General features: G+C 57.0%; 17 protein-coding genes. 14 read left to right on the top strand and 3 right to left on the bottom strand.

What is annotated here, in order from left to right; translation table 11 throughout:
• Window positions 1-2: 2 nt before the first annotated feature.
• The 10 genes from flgC (at window position 3) to flgL (ending at window position 9,431) form a co-directional block, all read left to right on the top strand.
• Window positions 3-407 (top strand): flagellar basal body rod protein FlgC, encoded by a 405-nt coding sequence (gene flgC / locus ACHH0Z_RS03220; protein ID WP_013097138.1) that lies wholly within the window; start codon window positions 3-5, stop codon window positions 405-407.
• A gap of 11 nt (window positions 408-418) precedes the next feature.
• A complete protein-coding gene (flgD, locus tag ACHH0Z_RS03215; protein ID WP_045406631.1) occupies window positions 419-1,129 on the top strand; it encodes a flagellar hook assembly protein FlgD in 711 nt (236 codons plus the stop codon).
• Window positions 1,130-1,155: 26 nt separating this feature from the next.
• Window positions 1,156-2,364, top strand: coding sequence for a flagellar hook protein FlgE (flgE, locus tag ACHH0Z_RS03210; protein ID WP_008500812.1), 1,209 nt, complete (start codon window positions 1,156-1,158; stop codon window positions 2,362-2,364).
• Between the two features lie 20 nt (window positions 2,365-2,384).
• Window positions 2,385-3,140, top strand: a complete 756-nt coding sequence (locus tag ACHH0Z_RS03205; RefSeq protein WP_008500811.1) for a flagellar basal body rod protein FlgF — start codon at window positions 2,385-2,387, stop codon at window positions 3,138-3,140.
• A gap of 11 nt (window positions 3,141-3,151) precedes the next feature.
• On the top strand, window positions 3,152-3,934 hold the full coding sequence (gene flgG / locus ACHH0Z_RS03200) for a flagellar basal-body rod protein FlgG (RefSeq protein WP_395149493.1): 783 nt from the start codon (window positions 3,152-3,154) through the stop codon (window positions 3,932-3,934).
• Window positions 3,935-3,991: 57 nt separating this feature from the next.
• A complete protein-coding gene (gene flgH / locus ACHH0Z_RS03195) occupies window positions 3,992-4,690 on the top strand; it encodes a flagellar basal body L-ring protein FlgH (protein ID WP_003857987.1) in 699 nt (232 codons plus the stop codon).
• 12 nt (window positions 4,691-4,702) lie between these two features.
• Entirely contained in the window at window positions 4,703-5,794 is a 1,092-nt protein-coding gene (locus ACHH0Z_RS03190; protein ID WP_045406630.1) for a flagellar basal body P-ring protein FlgI, read from the top strand.
• Window positions 5,794-6,747, top strand: a complete 954-nt coding sequence (flgJ, locus tag ACHH0Z_RS03185; protein ID WP_045406628.1) for a flagellar assembly peptidoglycan hydrolase FlgJ — start codon at window positions 5,794-5,796, stop codon at window positions 6,745-6,747. Before ACHH0Z_RS03190 ends, flgJ begins: the two co-directional genes overlap by 1 nt.
• A gap of 75 nt (window positions 6,748-6,822) precedes the next feature.
• A complete protein-coding gene (gene flgK, locus ACHH0Z_RS03180) occupies window positions 6,823-8,463 on the top strand; it encodes a flagellar hook-associated protein FlgK (RefSeq protein WP_008500806.1) in 1,641 nt (546 codons plus the stop codon).
• 14 nt (window positions 8,464-8,477) lie between these two features.
• Window positions 8,478-9,431 carry a flagellar hook-associated protein FlgL gene (gene flgL / locus ACHH0Z_RS03175; RefSeq protein ID WP_008500805.1) on the top strand — a complete coding sequence of 318 codons (954 nt, stop codon included), beginning with the start codon at window positions 8,478-8,480 and terminating at the stop codon, window positions 9,429-9,431.
• A 75-nt stretch (window positions 9,432-9,506) separates the two neighbouring features.
• Here the strand turns inward: flgL and ACHH0Z_RS03170 are convergent, their stop codons facing one another.
• Complete coding sequence (locus ACHH0Z_RS03170; RefSeq protein WP_021240764.1) at window positions 9,507-10,721, bottom strand: MFS transporter; 1,215 nt, start codon at window positions 10,719-10,721, stop codon at window positions 9,507-9,509.
• A 145-nt stretch (window positions 10,722-10,866) separates the two neighbouring features.
• Between ACHH0Z_RS03170 and ACHH0Z_RS03165 the strand changes: the two genes are divergently transcribed.
• Window positions 10,867-11,769 carry a LysR family transcriptional regulator gene (locus ACHH0Z_RS03165; RefSeq protein ID WP_391524571.1) on the top strand — a complete coding sequence of 301 codons (903 nt, stop codon included), beginning with the start codon at window positions 10,867-10,869 and terminating at the stop codon, window positions 11,767-11,769.
• A 46-nt stretch (window positions 11,770-11,815) separates the two neighbouring features.
• Here ACHH0Z_RS03165 and rne read toward each other — a convergent pair whose 3' ends face one another.
• Complete coding sequence (gene rne, locus ACHH0Z_RS03160) at window positions 11,816-14,935, bottom strand: ribonuclease E (RefSeq protein ID WP_045406623.1); 3,120 nt, start codon at window positions 14,933-14,935, stop codon at window positions 11,816-11,818.
• A 572-nt stretch (window positions 14,936-15,507) separates the two neighbouring features.
• On the opposite strand from rne, the gene rluC reads away from it, so the two are divergent.
• On the top strand, window positions 15,508-16,455 hold the full coding sequence (gene rluC, locus ACHH0Z_RS03155) for a 23S rRNA pseudouridine(955/2504/2580) synthase RluC (RefSeq protein WP_021240761.1): 948 nt from the start codon (window positions 15,508-15,510) through the stop codon (window positions 16,453-16,455).
• Between the two features lie 76 nt (window positions 16,456-16,531).
• Here the strand turns inward: rluC and ACHH0Z_RS03150 are convergent, their stop codons facing one another.
• Window positions 16,532-17,116 carry a nucleoside triphosphate pyrophosphatase gene (locus ACHH0Z_RS03150; RefSeq protein ID WP_045406621.1) on the bottom strand — a complete coding sequence of 195 codons (585 nt, stop codon included), beginning with the start codon at window positions 17,114-17,116 and terminating at the stop codon, window positions 16,532-16,534.
• Window positions 17,117-17,256: 140 nt separating this feature from the next.
• Between ACHH0Z_RS03150 and yceD the strand changes: the two genes are divergently transcribed.
• Both yceD and rpmF read left to right on the top strand, forming a co-directional pair.
• Window positions 17,257-17,778, top strand: coding sequence for a 23S rRNA accumulation protein YceD (yceD, locus tag ACHH0Z_RS03145; RefSeq protein ID WP_021240759.1), 522 nt, complete (start codon window positions 17,257-17,259; stop codon window positions 17,776-17,778).
• Between the two features lie 16 nt (window positions 17,779-17,794).
• Entirely contained in the window at window positions 17,795-17,968 is a 174-nt protein-coding gene (gene rpmF / locus ACHH0Z_RS03140; protein ID WP_003857964.1) for a 50S ribosomal protein L32, read from the top strand.
• Window positions 17,969-17,985 lie beyond the last annotated feature (17 nt).

Here is a 17,985-nt window from a genome sequence, read left to right as displayed (position 1 = left end):
AAATGGCCTTGCTGAATATTTTTGATATCGCCGGCTCGGCGTTAACCGCTCAGTCAAAACGGCTGAACGTGGCAGCCAGTAACCTGGCGAACGCCGACAGCGTGACCGGACCTGACGGTCAGCCTTATCGTGCTAAACAGGTTGTGTTTCAGGTCGACGCTGCGCCAGGTGCGGCAACAGGCGGCGTGAAGGTGTCTGACGTGGTAGAGAGCCAGGCGCCGGACAAGCTGGTGTACGAGCCTGGTAATCCGCTCGCGGACGCTAACGGATACGTGAAGATGCCTAACGTGGACGTGGTGGGCGAGATGGTGAACTCCATGTCGGCGTCCCGTAGCTACCAGGCGAACGTCGAAGTGCTTAATACCGTGAAGAGCATGATGCTCAAAACACTGACTCTCGGCCAGTAAAGGAGACATGCATGTCCATCGCCGTAAATGTGAATGATCCTACGAACACGGGTGTTAACAACACCAAAAGTTCGACAAGCTCCAGCTCCCTGACGGGAAGCAATGCCTCCGATTTGCAGAGCAGCTTCCTGACGCTGCTGGTGGCGCAGCTTAAGAACCAGGATCCGACTAACCCAATGCAGAACAACGAACTGACCACGCAGCTTGCGCAGATCAGCACCGTGAGCGGCATTGAGAAACTGAACACCACCCTGGGTTCCGTCTCCGGTCAGATTAACAGCGCCCAGTCCCTGCAGGCTGCAAGCCTGATCGGTCACGGCGTGATGATCCCGGGTACCACTATTCTTGCGGGTACCAGCACCACCGAGGGTACATCGACCACCACCACTACGCCGTTCGGCGTGGAATTGCAGCAGGCGGCTGACAAAGTGACCGCGACGATCACCGACTCAACCGGCGCCGTGGTTCGTACCATCGATATCGGCGAGCTGAAGGCGGGCGTTCACACCTTTACCTGGGACGGCAGCCTGACCGACGGCACGAAAGCACCAAATGGCTCCTACAAAGTCGCGATTAGCGCCAGCAACGGGACAACCCAGCTGGTGGCGCAGCCGCTGCAGTTCGCGCTGGTTCAGGGCGTGATTAAAGGGGGCGACGGCAACAAACTGGATTTGGGTACCTCCGGTACCACCACACTCGACGAAGTTCGGCAGATTATCTAAGCCTTAACACTTATCAGGAGTAAGTCATGGCCTTTTCTCAAGCGGTCAGCGGCCTGAATGCTGCGGCCACCAACCTGGACGTCATTGGCAACAACATCGCCAACTCCGCGACCTATGGTTTTAAATCCGGTTCTGCTTCCTTTGCAGACATGTTTGCCGGTTCCAAAGTCGGCCTGGGCGTGAAAGTTGCGGGCATCACTCAGGACTTTAGCGACGGCACCACCACCAACACCGGTCGTGGTCTGGACGTCGCCATCAGCCAGAACGGTTTCTTCCGTATGGTCGACTCCAACGGCTCTGTGTTCTACAGCCGTAACGGCCAGTTCAAGCTGGATGAAAACCGTAATCTGGTGAACATGCAGGGGATGCAGTTAACGGGGTATCCGGTTGCCGGGACGCCATCAACGGTTCAGACCGGGGCGAACCCACAGGTCATTAATATCCCAACCACGTTGATGGCCGCGAAGTCCACCACCACGGCTTCCCAGCAGATTAACCTGAATTCCACCGATACCGCGCCGACCACCGCCTTTGATCCGGCTAACCCGGACACGTACAACAAAAAAGGTACGGTGACCGTCTTTGATAGCCAGGGTAATGCGCACAACATGAACCTGTTTTATGTCAAAGATGCGACCCCGGCTAACTCCTGGAAAGTGTATGCCCAGGACGGTAGCGTCGCAGGCAGCACGGCGGCACTCGCCACCACGCTGACCTTTGATAATAACGGTACGCTGACCGGTGGTGGAAATATCAACATCACTACCGCGACCATCCCAGGTGCGACGCCAGCGACCTTCGCCATGAGTTTTGCTAACTCCATGCAGCAGAACACCGGTGCGAACAATATCGTCGCGACCAGCCAGAATGGTTTTAAACCAGGCGACCTGGTGAGCTACCAAATCAATGACGACGGCACTGTGGTCGGTAACTATTCCAACGAACAGACCCAGGTTCTGGGCCAGATCGTGCTGGCAAACTTCGCCAACAACGAAGGTCTGAAATCGGAAGGCGACAACGTCTGGTCTGCCACCCAGTCCTCCGGCGTGGCGCTGCTGGGTACTGCCGGAAGCGGTAACTTCGGCACGCTGACCAACGGTGCGCTGGAAGCCTCTAACGTCGATCTGAGTAAAGAGCTGGTGAACATGATCGTCGCGCAGCGTAACTATCAGTCGAACGCGCAGACCATCAAAACCCAGGACCAGATCCTCAACACGCTGGTTAACCTGCGTTAAGCGGCTAACAGGAAAGCGCAATGGATCACGCAATATATACCGCGATGGGCGCGGCAAGTCAGACGCTCAATCAGCAGGCCGTTACCGCCAGCAACCTGGCAAACGCCTCAACGCCGGGCTTTCGCGCGCAGCTTAATGCGCTGCGCGCGGTGCCGGTAGAAGGGCTTTCCCTGCCGACCCGTACGCTGGTGACGGCATCAACCCCTGGTGCCGATATGACGCCAGGGCAGATGGATTACACCTCACGCCCGCTGGACGTGGCTCTGCAGCAGGACGGCTGGCTGGCGGTGCAAACGGCGGACGGTAGCGAAGGCTATACCCGTAACGGGAACATCCAGGTGAGCGCGACGGGCCAGCTGACGATTCAGGGGCATCCGGTGATGGGGGAAGCGGGTCCGCTGACCGTACCGGAAGGTTCTGAGCTGACTATCGCTGCGGACGGCACCATTTCGGCGCTCAACCCGGGCGACCCGGCCAATACCGTTGCGCCCGTCGGTCGTCTGAAGCTGGTCAAGGCGGAAGGCAAAGAGGTGCAGCGTGGCGACGACGGCATGTTCCGTCTGACCCAGGCGGCGCAGGCGACGCGGGGTGCCACCTTACAGGCCGATCCGAGCATCCGCGTGATGTCTGGTGTTCTGGAAGGCAGTAACGTCAAGCCGGTCGAAGCCATGACCGACATGATCGCCAGCGCCCGTCGTTTTGAAATGCAGATGAAGATCATCAGCAGCGTCGATGAAAACGCGGGCAAGGCTAACCAACTTCTGGCTATGAGCTAACAGGATTCCTTATGATCAGTTCTTTATGGATCGCGAAAACTGGCCTGGACGCCCAGCAAACCAGTATGGACGTGATTGCCAACAACCTGGCAAACGTGAGCACCAATGGTTTCAAGCGTCAACGCGCCGTTTTCGAAGATTTGCTTTATCAAACCATCCGCCAGCCGGGCGCGCAGTCTTCTGAACAGACGACGCTGCCATCGGGCCTGCAGATCGGTACCGGTGTTCGTCCGGTGGCGACCGAGCGTCTGCACAGCCAGGGCAACCTGTCTCAGACCAACAACAGCAAAGACGTGGCGATCAAAGGCCAGGGCTTCTTCCAGGTGCAGCTGCCTGACGGGACTTCTGCCTACACCCGCGACGGCTCGTTCCAGGTCGATCAGAACGGCCAGCTGGTGACGGCGGGCGGTTTCCAGGTTCAGCCTGCGATTACCATCCCGGCGAACGCCCTGAGCATTACCATCGGACGTGACGGTGTGGTCAGCGTAACCCAGCAGGGGCAGGCTGCGCCGGTTCAGGTTGGGCAGCTCAACCTGACCACCTTCATGAACGATACCGGTCTGGAAAGCATTGGTGAGAACCTCTACACCGAGACGCAATCCTCCGGTACGCCAAATGAGAGCACCCCGGGCCTGAACGGCGCGGGCCTGCTGTATCAGGGCTATGTTGAAACCTCCAACGTGAACGTGGCGGAAGAGCTGGTAAATATGATCCAGGTTCAGCGCGCGTATGAAATTAACAGTAAAGCAGTGTCGACGACCGACCAGATGCTGCAGAAACTGACGCAACTCTAAGGTGTAGCCCGGTGCGGTAAACGCCGCGCCGGCTCCCTGTTTTCGAAGATGAAGGCAATGCAAAAAAACGCGGCGTTTCGTTATCCGATTCTGACTGTTCTGGCCGTCACCCTCAGCGGGTGTGCCTGGATCCCGTCTAAACCTTTGGTCCAGGGTGCGACGACTGCCCAACCCGTTCCTGGCCCTGCGCCAGTAGTCAACGGCTCCATTTTCCAGACCGCGCAGCCGATTAATTACGGCTATCAGCCGCTGTTTGAAGATCGCCGCCCGCGTAACGTTGGCGATACATTGACCATTGTGCTGCAGGAAAACGTCAGCGCGAGCAAGAGCTCGTCGGCGAACGCCAGCCGCGATGGCAAAACCAATTTTGGCTTCGACACCGTTCCACGCTATCTGCAGGGCCTGTTCGGCAATGCCCGTGCGGATGTTGAGGCTTCCGGCGGCAACACCTTTAACGGTAAAGGTGGCGCAAACGCCAGCAACACCTTCAGCGGTACGCTGACGGTTACGGTTGACCAGGTGCTGGTTAACGGCAATTTACACGTCGTGGGTGAAAAACAGATCGCCATTAACCAGGGCACTGAATTCATTCGCTTCTCGGGCGTGGTGAATCCACGCACCATCAGCGGCACCAACACCGTTCCGTCCACCCAGGTGGCGGATGCGCGCATTGAGTACGTCGGTAACGGCTACATTAATGAAGCGCAGAATATGGGTTGGCTGCAGCGCTTCTTCCTTAATTTATCGCCGATGTAAGCGAGGTGACCCATGTTTAAATCGATCTTCGCCGTGGCGCTGGTTCTTGTAGCAACGTTTGCCCAGGCTGACCGCATCCGCGATCTCACCAGCGTTCAGGGCGTCCGCCAGAACTCGCTGATTGGCTATGGCCTGGTGGTGGGGCTGGACGGTACCGGTGACCAGACGACCCAGACGCCTTTTACCACCCAAAGCTTGAACAACATGCTTTCCCAGCTCGGTATTACCGTGCCGGCGGGAACCAACATGCAGCTGAAAAACGTGGCCGCGGTAATGGTCACTGCCTCTTACCCGGCGTTTGCGCGCCAGGGGCAGACCATTGACGTGGTGGTCTCCTCAATGGGTAACGCCAAAAGCCTGCGCGGCGGTACGCTGCTGATGACCCCGCTGAAAGGCGTCGACAGCCAGGTCTATGCTCTGGCGCAGGGTAACATTCTGGTTGGCGGTGCGGGTGCATCGGCAGGCGGAAGCAGCGTGCAGGTGAACCAGTTGAACGGCGGACGTATTACCAACGGCGCGATCATCGAGCGTGAGCTGCCGACCCAGTTTGGCGCAGGCAACACCATCAACCTGCAGCTGAATAATGAAGACTTCACGATGGCGCAGCAGATTGCCGACACCATCAACCGCAGCTATGGCAATGCCACGGCGCTGGATGCGCGTACCGTGCAGATCCGCACCTCTACCGGCAGCAGCAACCAGGTGCGCATGCTGGCGGATATCCAGAATCTGGAAGTGAACGTGCCGGTGCAGGATGCCAAAGTGATCATCAACTCCCGTACGGGCTCCGTGGTGATGAACCGGGAAGTGTCGCTGGATAGCTGCGCCGTGGCGCAGGGTAACCTGTCGGTGACGGTTAACCGTTCTGCCAACGTCAGCCAGCCGGATACACCATTTGGTGGCGGCCAGACGGTGGTGACGCCGCAAACGCAGATTGATTTACGCCAGAGCGGCGGCTCTCTGCAGAGCGTGCGCTCCAGCGCCAACCTGAACAGCGTGGTGCGTGCCCTGAACGCGCTGGGCGCGACGCCGATGGATCTGATGTCCATTCTGCAATCCATGCAAAGCGCGGGCTGCCTGCGCGCCAAACTGGAAATCATCTGATGCTGACCGATAGCAAACTGTTGACCAGTGCCGCCTGGGACGCCCAGTCGCTCAACGAACTGAAAACCAAAGCAGGTAAAGACCCGGCGGCGAATATCCGCCCGGTCGCCCGCCAGGTTGAGGGGATGTTTGTCCAGATGATGCTGAAAAGCATGCGCGAAACCCTGCCGAAAGACGGGATGTTCAGCAGCGATTCAACGCGTCTTTACACCAGCATGTATGACCAGCAGATTGCGCAGCAGATGACCGCCGGTAAAGGCCTCGGTCTGGCTGACATGATTGTCAAACAGACCGCCGCCGCACAGGGTGTTCAGCCAGAAGAGCAGCCGCAGCAGGTGCCGATGAAGTTCGATCTGGAAACGGTGACCAGTTATCAGAACCAGGCGCTGACGCAGATGGTGCGTAAAGCGATACCGAAGGCAACGGGCAGCGGCGACGAGGCGCTCTCCGGTGACAGCAAAGACTTCCTGGCGCAGCTATCTCTGCCTGCGCGACTGGCCAGTGAACAGAGCGGCGTGCCTCACCATCTTATTCTCGCCCAGGCCGCGCTGGAGTCGGGCTGGGGCCAGCGCCAGATCCGCAAGGAAAACGGCGACCCGAGCTTTAACATCTTCGGCGTGAAGGCCACCTCCAGCTGGAAAGGGCCGACCACGGAGATCACCACCACCGAATACGAGAACGGTGCGGCGGTGAAGGTGAAAGCGAAATTCCGCGTCTACAGCTCTTATCTGGAAGCACTGTCCGATTATGTCGGGCTGCTGAGTCGAAATCCGCGTTACACCGCCGTTACGCAGGCGGCGACGGCGGAGCAGGGCGCTCAGGCCCTGCAAAACGCGGGCTACGCGACCGACCCGAACTACGCGCGCAAGCTTACCAGCATGATCCAGCAGCTGAAATCCATGGGCGAGAAGGTCAGCAAAGCCTATAGCGCAGATATTGAAAATCTGTTCTGAAAGTTCTCAAGTCCCGGTGGAGGTTGCCGATAACCTTCATCAGGACTCGTGTCTGAACGTATAAAAGGAACCCCCATGTCCAGTTTGATTAACAGCGCCATGAGTGGCCTCAGTGCCGCGCAGTCGGCACTCAATACCGTCAGTAATAATATTTCAAGCTACAACGTGGCAGGTTACACCCGCCAGACGACGGTGCTGGGTGCATCTAACAGCACGCTGACCGGCGGTGGCTGGGTGGGTAACGGGGTGTATGTCTCCGGTGTCCAGCGTGAGTATGACGCCTTCATCACCAATCAGCTGCGCGCCGCGCAGACGCAGAGCAGCGGCCTGACGACGCGCTATCAGCAGATGTCAAAAATCGACGATGTGCTCTCCGATACCACCAACTCGCTTTCCACCACGCTGCAAGACTTCTTCAAAAGTCTGCAAACCCTGGTGAGCAACGCGGAAGATCCGGCGGCGCGTCAGACGGTGCTGGGTAAAGCGGGCGGTCTGGTCAATCAGTTCAAAACCAACGATCAGTATCTTCGTGACCAGGATACGCAGGTGAATACCGCGATTTCAACCAGCGTGTCGCAGATCAACAACTACGCCAAACAGATTGCCAATCTGAACGATCAGATTTCCCGTCTGACCGGCGTCGGTGCGGGCGCATCGCCTAACGATCTGCTTGACCAGCGCGATCAGCTCGTCAACGAGCTGAACAAAATCGTCGGCGTGGAAGTGTCTGTGCAGGATAGCGGCACGTATAACATCTCTTTCGGCAACGGTTACAGCCTGGTGCAGGGCAGCAAAGCTAACCAGCTGGCTGCCGTGAAGTCGAGTGCCGATCCGGCTCGTACCACCGTGGCCTATGTCGATGACGTGGCCGGGAACGTAGAGATCCCGGAAAAGATGATCACCACCGGTTCTTTGGGCGGTTTACTGACCTTCCGCACGGAAGATCTGGATAAAGCTCGTAACACCCTGAACCAGATGGCGCTGGCCTTTGCCGATTCGATGAACACGCAGCATGAGGCTGGCTTTGACGCTAACGGTGATGCGGGCGGTAAGCTGTTCAACTTTGGTTCTCCGGCGGTGCTGTCCAACAGCAAGAACGGCGGATCGGCGGTTGTTACGGCCTCTGTGACGGACAGCAAGCAGGTCCAGGCGACAGACTATAAGCTGCAGTTCAACGGCACTGACTGGACGATCACCCGTACATCAGACAAAACCAGCTTTACGATGAGCCCGGATGCCAGCGGCAACCTGTCGTTTGATGGTCTTAACGTCAACGTGAGCGGCACGGCAAATACCAAAGACAGCTTTACCGTGAAGCCGGTTTCCGACGTCATCATGAACATGGATCTGGCGATCAGCGACGAGTCCAAACTGGCGATGGCGTCAGTGCAGAACGGCGGCGAAAGTGATAACCGTAATGGCCAGAAACTGCTTGATCTTCAAAACGCGAAAGTTGTGGGTGGGAATAAAACCTTTAACGATGCGTATGCCTCTCTCGTCAGTACAGTCGGTAGCTCAACGGCGTCACTGAAGGTGAGCAGCCAGACGAAAGCGAATGTGGAAACGCAGTTAATCAAGCAGCAGCAGACCATCTCTGGGGTAAACCTCGACGAAGAGTATGGCAATTTGCAGCGTTATCAGCAGTATTACCTGGCAAACGCCCAGGTTCTCCAGACTGCCAGTACGCTCTTCGATGCAATTATCAACATTCGTTAAGGTTGAGGTGAATAATGCGTATTAGCACCCAGATGATGTATGAGCAGAACATGCGCGGGATCACCGATTCCCAGAGCAGATGGCTGAGCTACGGTGAGCAGATGTCCACCGGTAAGCGCGTTAACCGTCCTTCGGACGATCCTATCGCCGCGTCGCAGGCCATCGTTCTGTCACAATCGCAGTCGCAAAACAGCCAGTTCGCGCTTGCACGTACCTTCGCCACGCAAAAAGTCTCGCTGGAAGATAACGTGTTAACGCAGGTGAACACCGCGCTCTCAAGCGTGCGCGAGAAGCTCGTTTATGCGTCGAACGGCACATTAAGCGATGACGACCGCCTTTCTCTGGCGACCGATATTCAGGGGATCCGCGATCAGCTTATGAACCTGGCCAACACGACGGATGGTAATGGTCGCTTTATCTTTGCGGGATACAAAACCGAGAGTGCACCGTTTGATGCGGCGACCGGGGATTATAACGGCGGCGCAGAGGCCATCACGCAGCAGGTTGATACGGCGCGAAATATGACCATTAGCCATACCGGGCAGCAGATTTTCGAAAGCATTACCAGTAATGCGGAAGAGCTGCCGGGCGGTGGATATGGCCAGACGAACATGTTCAAAATCCTGGATTCTGCCATCGCGTCGCTGAAGACGCCGATTGAGAACGATCCGGCTGCTGCAACGGCGCAAAGCCAGGTGATTGCCAATGCGCAAATCGGCATCAAAAACTCCCAGAACAATATCCTGACGGTCGTTGCGGATGTGGGCACCAAGATGAACGAGCTGGAAAAACTCGATACGCTGGGCGATGACCGCGCGCTGGGCCAGACGAAGCAGATGAGCGATCTGGTGGATGTCGACTGGAACGAAGCGATTTCTTCTTACACCATGCAGCAGGCGGCCTTGCAGGCGTCTTATAAAGCGTTTAGCGATATGCAGGGCATGTCTCTGTTCCAGCTGAACAAATAACATCTTGACCTCTTAGAACATGTCTTGAAACTGGGCATGTTTTGCTGCCCAATCCGTCTGGATTGGGCATTTTTTTTATGCGACTTCTGCCGTTACTGAGGCGACACGCGCGCTTTCTATCAGACGGATGACCAGCGCAATGACGCCACAGACGGTGGCCAGTGCGACCACACCCGTCCAGCCAGCCAGCGAGTAGATATTGCTGCCTAACGCGGACCCCAGCGCCATCCCGATAAAGACGACCGTAAAGAGCAGGGCGTTGAGACGACCACGCGCCTGCGGTTCAAGGCTGTACACCAGGTTCTGATGGGCGACCAGGCTGGACTGCAGGCCCAGGTCGAACCCGACGGCAGAGATGGCGATCAGCATCAGCTGTCCATGAACGCCCAGCGCGGGCATCAGGAACATCAGGGCGAAAGAGACGGTCACAAGAACGGCACCAAGCTGCGTGACTTTTCCTGCCCCCAGTTTGTCCGCCAGACCCCCCGCCAGTGGGGCAGCTAACGCACCCGCGGCACCGGCAATACCAAAACCACCTGCGACGGCACTACCCAGGTGATAGCGTTCCAGCAGCATGACCGCAAGCGTTGACCAGAAGGCGCTAAAGGCAATCGACAGGAAACCCTGAGCCAGCGCCGCGCGGCGCAGCGCCGGGTAGCGACCCCACAGGTGTTCCATCGAGCGCATCAGCGCGGGGTAGCTCAGCGTGGAGTGAATGGCAAAACGGGGAAGTACAAACCACATCATTACCCCGATGAACGCAATGCTCGCCGCTGCCAGCTGGTACATGACGCGCCAGCCAAACGCTTCGCCCACCACGCCGCTCACGGTTCTGGATAATAAGATACCCATCAGCAGCCCGGTCATTACCGTGCCCACGGTTTTCCCCTGTTTACCTTCCGGCGCAAGGATGGCCGCGGCAGGGACGATATCCTGTGCCATGGTGGCGGCCATGCCGATAAGCAGGCTTGCCAGCAGCAGGGAATGGATCTGCCCGGTCAGGCTACAGCCGAGAAGAAACAGCGCCAGCGCCGCGCTTTTGATCAAAATTAACGTCCTGCGGTCGTGGCGATCGCCCAGAGGAAGCAGGAACAGGATGCCAAGCGCGTAGCCTGCCTGCGTTAATGTTGGCACCAGGCCCATACCTTCAATACTCAAATGCAGGTCGGCACCCATCAGCGGCAGCAGGGGCTGCGCGTAATAGATTGATGCCACGCTGAAGCCAGCCCCCAGAGCCAGCATAAAGATCACCCAGCGGCTTACAGCATGGGGAGTCGTTGTTGTGTTCATAAGTTGTTCCTCATTCATCGTGTGAGGCTATTTTTTATCAGTACGCCTTGCGACGGTAGCGGGCCCGGTGGTAAAACGCTTATACGTTGAACGTATAAGTGAAAATGCGATGAAAAGAGCTGAGCGTATAGACAGGGTGGAGTTAATGCGGACGTTTGTCCGCATTGTCGAGGCGGGTTCGCTCTCAGCGGCGGCGCGGCAGCTGGCAACAACCCAGGCCACGGTAAGCCGACGGTTGCAGTCGCTTGAAACCATGCTGGGCGTGCGCCTGTTGTTGCGCACCACCCACACGACGCGGCTAACGGATGACGGCGAGTGCTGCTATCAGCACGCCCGTCGGGTGATTGACAGCTGGCTGGCGCTGGAGGATGAGGTAGGGCAGACGGAAGATGAGCCGGTAGGCGTGCTGCGGGTGCGGGCACCGCACGCGTTTGGTCAGGATCAGCTTCTGAAACCCGTAACCGAATTTTTGCAACGCTATCCGCAGCTTTCGATTGAGTGGATGCTCAACGATCGGTCGGCCGATTTCCTCGGCGACAACCTTGACTGTGCTATTCGGGTGGGCGTGGAGGTCGATCCGGCTACCGTATCCGTACTGCTGGCGGAGGTGCCGCGCTCGGTGGTGGCTTCTCCGGCTCTGCTGGCCCGCTTCCCGGCGGTGAATACGCCGGAGGATTTGCAGCAGTTTCCCTGGATAGCCATCAGCTCTTTCTACCAGCGCCACGTGGAGCTTTTTCACGATGCTTCGTCCTCCACCGCGCGGATTGCTATTACGCCACGGCTCAGCACCGACAGCCTGTATGTCGCACGCAATACGGCACTTACCGGCCTTGGCGTGGCCGTGGTATCCAGCTGGACGGTACAGGACGATATTCGGGAAGGGCGGCTGGTGCATTTGCTGCCGGAGTGGCAGCCCGCAGCGCTACCGGTGCATCTGGTCTATCCCTGGTCCCGTTATTATCCGGCACGCTTGCGGCGTTTTCTTGAGCTGATGCGGCAGGTCATGCCGGAGGTGACCGGGATGAGAAAGCCTGTTCAGCAGCCATAAAAAAGCCGACCCAAGGGTCGGCTTTTTACTTCAGTGTCGTTTGTCGTTATTCGACAGACTGTGGACGCGTTGCCGGTGCAGTCGCCTGATGCGTTGCACTATGACCACCGGCTGCGCCTTTACCTTCGAAGCTGAAGGCCGGGCGAACCCAGTCGCTGTGACGCGGCGCTTCAGGCACGTAATCCGGCGCCGGAGCGCGGGTCATTGGTGCTGTCGCCACGTGGGCAGCGGCTGGCGCAGAGACAACCGGCTCAGGTTTCACTTCAGGCGCTTTCGGCTCTTCAACAACCGGTTCAACCTGAATCTCAACGTCCTCAACGACCTCTTCAGCGGTGGTTTCGACGAGGGTTTCAGCGGCTTCTTCTACCGCGGCTACAGGTTCAGCCTCTTCAGCGATTTCCTCAGCCACCACGACATCTTCTTCAGCAATAAGCTGCGGTGCGGCATCAACCGGCGCGGCAATCACTTCCGGATGCGTGGTTTCGACGTCCGCGGCCTGAGGTGCTTCAGTTTCAACAACCTGAGGTTCAACCACGGTTGCCGTTTCAGTCACGACCTCTTCTACCGCTGCTACAGGTGCAATGACCTCTTCCGTTACCGGCTGTTCTTCAACAACCTGCTCCGGGCGAGCAACAGGGTAGCGGATCCAGACTTTGCCGGAAGCCATTTCTGGTGAAGCACAGGCAACGGTCAGCGGCATTGGAGACTGAGTCGGGTACCGCTCGTCACGATAGCGACGACGGCGCTGACCGCTGACGCGCAGATGACGTGGGGAACGACGTGAACGGCGCGGCATGCCGGCGTTATCACGGTTTTCACCGTTTTCATCCTGCTCAATGTTGTTATCAACGATCGCTGGCAGGTCAACTTTTGCCAGCTGCGTACCGGTTGCGCTCTCGCGAGTTTCAACCGCAACGTTTGCTGTCTCTTCGGTTGCTTCAGAGGCGAAGCGGACTTTCTGAGCAAGCTGGCGCTGCTTACGGCGCGGCATGACCTGAGTACGTTCTTCCTGCTCGCCGTCCTGCTGCTCTACAGGCTCTTCGCGGTTCAGGTTTTTGACTTCCTGCTGTGCCTGACGCTTCTCGTCGTTACGACGACGGTTGCGTTCACGGCGCGGCTGCTGGTCGTCACGCTGTTTGATCTTCTCAGACTCATCGCCCGCCTGCTGGCGAATTTCACGATCTTCAACATTCTGCTGCTGTTTCTCGCGACGGTTGCGACGGTTGTCTTCGCGTTGCTCACGGCCTTCGTTATTGTCAGAGCGGTTGTCACGGTTGTCACGACGCTCGTTGCGCTCATTACGATCGCTACGGTCATTACGGTCGCGGCGGTTGTTCTGACGCTTACGGCGGTCCTGCTGACGTTCAGGCTTGGCCGCTTTTGGCTCTTCTTTCGGCTGCTCTGGCTGAACTTCCTCACCGGCAAACATCTTCTTCAGCGCGCCGAAGAAGCGGCTCAGCAGACCCGGCTGCGCAGGCTGGGCTTTCGCGGCCGTCGCTTCTGGTTTCTGCGCCGCAGGTTTGGCCGCTGGTTTTTCCAGGGCGGCTTCCGGTGGGGCTTCTGGCATGATGAAGGTCGCTAACGCAGGCTGCTCTGGCAGCTTACGCTCTGCTGGCTCGTCATCAGATGGCAGGGCCATCTCTTCTTCGTGCAGCTTCGGCAGCAGGTAGCTGAGCGTTGACGTCTCTTCGCCTTTACGGACACGCAGCACGTGGTAGTGCGGGGTTTCCATCTGATCGTTTGGCACGATGATGCAGCGAACACCACCCTGACGTGCTTCAATGGCACTGACCGCAGCACGTTTTTCGTTCAACAGGTAGGACGCAATTGGCACAGGCACAATCGCGTGAACCTCTTTGGTATTCTCTTTCAGCGCTTCTTCTTCAATCAGACGCAGGATAGAGAGGGACAGCGACTCGTTATCACGCACGGTACCGGTGCCGGAGCAGCGTGGGCAGACGTGATGGCTGGACTCACCCAGCGATGGGCTCAGACGCTGACGGGACATCTCCAGCAGGCCAAAGCGTGAGATATGGCTAATCTGAATACGCGCACGATCCTGACGCACCGCTTCGCGCAGACGGTTTTCTACCGCACGCTGGTGACGTACAGGGGTCATGTCGATGAAGTCGATAACAATCAGACCACCCAGGTCGCGCAGGCGGAGCTGGCGGGCGATTTCATCAGCGGCTTCAAGGTTAGTGTTGAAGGCGGTCTCTTCGATGTCGCCACCGCGGGTTGCACGCGCGGAGTTGATGTCGATAGCGGTCAGCGCTTCAGTGGTATCGATAACGATAGAACCGCCGGATGGCAGACGCACTTCACGCTGGAAGGCGGACTCAATCTGGGATTCGATCTGATAGTGGCTGAACAGCGGGATTTCACCGGTGTACAGTTTAATTTTGCTGGTGAAATCCGGACGGCCCAGCGCGGCGATGTGCTGGCGCGCCAGCTCAAGCACTTTCGGGTTATCGATCAGAATCTCACCGATGTCCTGACGCAGGTAGTCACGGAAGGCACGCACGATCACGTTGCTTTCCTGGTGGATCAGGAACGGAGCAGGGCGGCTTTCCGCTGCTTTCTGGATGGCTTCCCAGTGCTTCAGACGGAAGCTGAGGTCCCACTGCAGCGCTTCGGCGGATTTCCCGACGCCTGCGGTACGCACGATAAGCCCCATGCCGTCAGGCAGTTCAAGGCTTGCCAGCGCTTCTTTCAGCTCGGTACGGTCATCACCTTCGATACGGCGAGAGATACCACCCGCACGCGGGTTGTTTGGCATCAGCACCAGATAGCTCCCCGCCAGGCTGATAAAGGTTGTCAGTGCGGCACCTTTGTTGCCACGCTCTTCTTTATCAATCTGAACGATAACTTCCTGACCTTCACGCAGAACATCTTTGATGTTTGGGCGGCCATGGGCGTTGTAGTTTGCAGGGAAATATTCGCGGGCGATTTCTTTCAGAGGGAGGAAACCATGACGCTCAGCACCGTAATCGACAAATGCAGCTTCAAGGCTTGGTTCAATGCGGGTGATTTTGCCTTTGTAAATGTTCGCTTTTTTCTGTTCGTGTCCAGGACTTTCGATATCCAGATCGTACAGGCGCTGCCCATCCACAAGGGCGACACGCAACTCTTCTTGCTGAGTTGCGTTGATTAACATTCTTTTCATCGTAACTTACTCGTTATTCTTACATTGACGACAAAGCTGCGGGCAAGGTGACGCTTTCCGGGGTATGAACCGATGGCCTCGTGTCTGTTCACGTCGCCAACCTCACGGTTGTCGCTCGCTTAAGAGGCGCAGAGTGTCGGTTGCCTGTGTTTCATACGGAAACACAGCGCAATTATCAGGGGAATTGCCTGGGTAGAACTCTCCAGAGAACAATCCTTATACCGGGAAGTACTGCAACCCGCAGCCCGCTAACTGCCTGAAAGATCAATACGTCTTACGCCATTGCTGCGTGGATGATCGGTCAGACAAAATTGGTCATTCCGTCGACATCCTTACAAAACCCGGATTTAACGCGGAAAACGACCTCATTATTCCACTGCTCGCCGGGTTATAGCAAGATGACTTTTACCAATTATCACCCGGTTACTCACAGTTTCTTCACCTCAAGGTGGTGATTGGTTTAATAACCACCAAATCGATTGCGTGAAACGGGGCGCAGGCCGGATAAAAGTAAATATAAGCATAGAAAAATGAGTGGCGCTAATGGCTGACGATATTTAGAATCGCCAACCATGAAAACAGAGACTCCAGCCGTAAAAATGGTTGCCATCGCCGAAGATGAAGCGGGGCAACGTATCGATAACTTCTTGCGCACCCAATTGAAAGGGGTGCCAAAGAGCATGATTTACCGCATCCTGCGTAAGGGCGAAGTGCGGGTGAACAAAAAACGCGTGAAGCCCGAGTACAAACTCGAGGCGGGCGATGAAGTGCGCATTCCGCCGGTGCGCGTGGCAGAGCGTGAAGAAGAGACCGTTTCACCGAAGCTACAGAAAGTGGCGGCCCTGAGCGATGTCATCCTTTACGAAGATGACCACATTCTGGTGCTGAATAAACCGTCAGGAACGGCAGTCCATGGCGGTAGCGGCCTGAGCTTCGGTGTGATTGAAGGGCTCCGCGCCCTGCGCCCGGAAGCGCGTTTCCTTGAGCTGGTGCACCGTCTTGACCGTGATACCTCTGGCGTGCTGCTGGTAGCGAAAAAACGTTCTGCGCTGCGTTCCCTGCATGAACAGCTGCGTGAAAAAGGGATGCAGAAAGACTACCTGGCGCTGGTGCGCGGTCAGTGGCAGTCCCATGTAAAAGTGGTGCAGGCGCCGCTGCTGAAGAACATTCTGCAAAGCGGCGAGCGTATTGTCCGCGTGAGCCAGGAAGGGAAACCGTCTGAGACGCGCTTTAAGGTTGAAGAGCGCTATGAGTTTGCCACGCTGGTGCGCTGCAGTCCGGTGACCGGTCGTACCCACCAGATCCGCGTGCATACGCAGTTTGCAGGGCACCCCATCGCGTTTGATGACCGCTATGGCGACCGCGAGTTTGATAAGCAGCTGGCGGGAACGGGGCTATCGCGTCTGTTCCTGCATGCGGCAGCGCTGAAGTTTACCCACCCAAATACCGGTGAAGTCATCCGTATTGAAGCGCCGCTGGATGAGCAGTTGAAACGCTGCCTGAAGGTTCTGCGCGGCTGATTTTGCCCGGCGGCGCTGCGCTTGCACGGGCCTACGGTTTTGTAGGCCGGGTAAGCGCAGCGCCACCCGGCGAAGGTCACATCGACAGCGGATTACACTCTTCTCGCCGTAACATCTGACACAAGGCAATCAGCGGTAACCCCACCAGGGTGTTCGGATCCCGACCGTCCAGCTTGTCGAACAGCGCAATCCCCAGCCCCTCACTTTTAAAGCTCCCCGCGCAGTTCAGCGGTCGCTCACGACGCACATAATCCATAATCTCTTGCTCGCTGAGATGACGGAAGTGTACGTCGAACGGCTCGCACTCGGTTTGCAGATGGCCTGACGCGGCGTTATAGAGGGCGAGGCCCGTATAGAAGGTCACGATAGTACCGCGCGCGCGCAGAAGCTGCTGGCAGGCATTTTCCTCTGTATGCGGCTTGCCGGTGATTTCGCCGTCCAGTACGCAAACCTGATCCGAGCCTATAATCAAATGCGAAGGATAGCGTGCGGCCAGCGACTGCGCCTTCTCCTTAGCAAGACGCGTCACCAGATGGCGCGGTGACTCGCCCGGCAGTGGCGTCTCATCCACGTCTGGTGCAGCGCATTCAAACGGGATCCCAAGCTTTTCCAGCAGCATTCGGCGGTAGGGAGACGTGGATGCAAGGACGAGATTTGGCATATTTTTATCACCAGATATAGCGTATCGATGCCAGCCATTTTAAACTACAGGCCGCAATGTGTGCGAATAATTGGCAAAAGGCAGCTCTGGTTGCCTTTTTCTTTGACTCTATGACGTTACAAAGTTAATATGCGCGCCCTATGCAAAAGGTAAAATTACCCCTGACTCTTGATCCGGTACGTACGGCTCAAAAACGCCTCGATTACGAAGGTATCTATACTTCCGATCAGGCTGAGCGTATTGCCGAATCCGTAGTCAGTGTGGACAGTGATGTAGAATGCTCCATGTCGTTCGCTATCGACAACCAGCGCCTCGCCGTTTTAACCGGTGATGCAAAGGTGACGGTAACGCTCGAGTGTCAGCGTTGCGGGAAACCGTTTGTACAGCATGTTCACACAACGTATTGTTTCAGTCCGGTTCGTTCTGACGAACAGGCTGAAGCACTCCCGGAAGCGTATGAGCCGATTGAGGTTAACGAATTCGGTGAAATCGATCTTCTGGCTCTGGTTGAAGATGAAATCATCCTCTCCTTGCCAGTCGTTCCGGTGCATGATTCTGAACACTGTGAAGTGTCCGAGGCGGACATGGTCTTTGGGGAACTGCCTGATGAAGCGCAAAAACCAAACCCATTTGCCGTATTAGCCAGCTTAAAGCGTAAGTAATTGAGGAGTAAGGTCCATGGCCGTACAACAGAATAAACCAACCCGTTCCAAACGTGGCATGCGTCGTTCCCATGACGCGCTGACTGCAGTTACCAGCCTGTCTGTAGACAAGACTTCTGGTGAGAAACACCTGCGTCACCACATCACCGCTGACGGTTTCTACCGCGGCCGCAAGGTTATCACTAAGTAATCACGCGTCAGCGTGAT

Origin of the sequence: Enterobacter cloacae complex sp. 2024EL-00227 (assembly GCF_043945315.1) — a bacterium.
GTDB classification, from domain to species: domain Bacteria; phylum Pseudomonadota; class Gammaproteobacteria; order Enterobacterales; family Enterobacteriaceae; genus Enterobacter; species Enterobacter roggenkampii.
This window is presented reverse-complemented; position numbering and strand designations above follow the sequence as displayed.

Bases quoted from the DNA above. Each gene is read 5' to 3' on its own strand.
- flgC (WP_013097138.1), top strand. From the start codon at position 3: ATGGCCTTGCTGAATATTTTTGATATCGCCGGCTCGGCGTTAACCGCT.
- flgD (WP_045406631.1), top strand. From the start codon at position 419: ATGTCCATCGCCGTAAATGTGAATGATCCTACGAACACGGGTGTTAAC.
- flgE (WP_008500812.1), top strand. From the start codon at position 1,156: ATGGCCTTTTCTCAAGCGGTCAGCGGCCTGAATGCTGCGGCCACCAAC.
- ACHH0Z_RS03205 (WP_008500811.1), top strand. From the start codon at position 2,385: ATGGATCACGCAATATATACCGCGATGGGCGCGGCAAGTCAGACGCTC.
- flgG (WP_395149493.1), top strand. From the start codon at position 3,152: ATGATCAGTTCTTTATGGATCGCGAAAACTGGCCTGGACGCCCAGCAA.
- flgH (WP_003857987.1), top strand. From the start codon at position 3,992: ATGCAAAAAAACGCGGCGTTTCGTTATCCGATTCTGACTGTTCTGGCC.
- ACHH0Z_RS03190 (WP_045406630.1), top strand. From the start codon at position 4,703: ATGTTTAAATCGATCTTCGCCGTGGCGCTGGTTCTTGTAGCAACGTTT.
- flgJ (WP_045406628.1), top strand. From the start codon at position 5,794: ATGCTGACCGATAGCAAACTGTTGACCAGTGCCGCCTGGGACGCCCAG.
- flgK (WP_008500806.1), top strand. From the start codon at position 6,823: ATGTCCAGTTTGATTAACAGCGCCATGAGTGGCCTCAGTGCCGCGCAG.
- flgL (WP_008500805.1), top strand. From the start codon at position 8,478: ATGCGTATTAGCACCCAGATGATGTATGAGCAGAACATGCGCGGGATC.
- ACHH0Z_RS03170 (WP_021240764.1), bottom strand. From the start codon at position 10,721: ATGAACACAACAACGACTCCCCATGCTGTAAGCCGCTGGGTGATCTTT.
- ACHH0Z_RS03165 (WP_391524571.1), top strand. From the start codon at position 10,867: ATGCGGACGTTTGTCCGCATTGTCGAGGCGGGTTCGCTCTCAGCGGCG.
- rne (WP_045406623.1), bottom strand. From the start codon at position 14,935: ATGAAAAGAATGTTAATCAACGCAACTCAGCAAGAAGAGTTGCGTGTC.
- rluC (WP_021240761.1), top strand. From the start codon at position 15,508: ATGAAAACAGAGACTCCAGCCGTAAAAATGGTTGCCATCGCCGAAGAT.
- ACHH0Z_RS03150 (WP_045406621.1), bottom strand. From the start codon at position 17,116: ATGCCAAATCTCGTCCTTGCATCCACGTCTCCCTACCGCCGAATGCTG.
- yceD (WP_021240759.1), top strand. From the start codon at position 17,257: ATGCAAAAGGTAAAATTACCCCTGACTCTTGATCCGGTACGTACGGCT.
- rpmF (WP_003857964.1), top strand. From the start codon at position 17,795: ATGGCCGTACAACAGAATAAACCAACCCGTTCCAAACGTGGCATGCGT.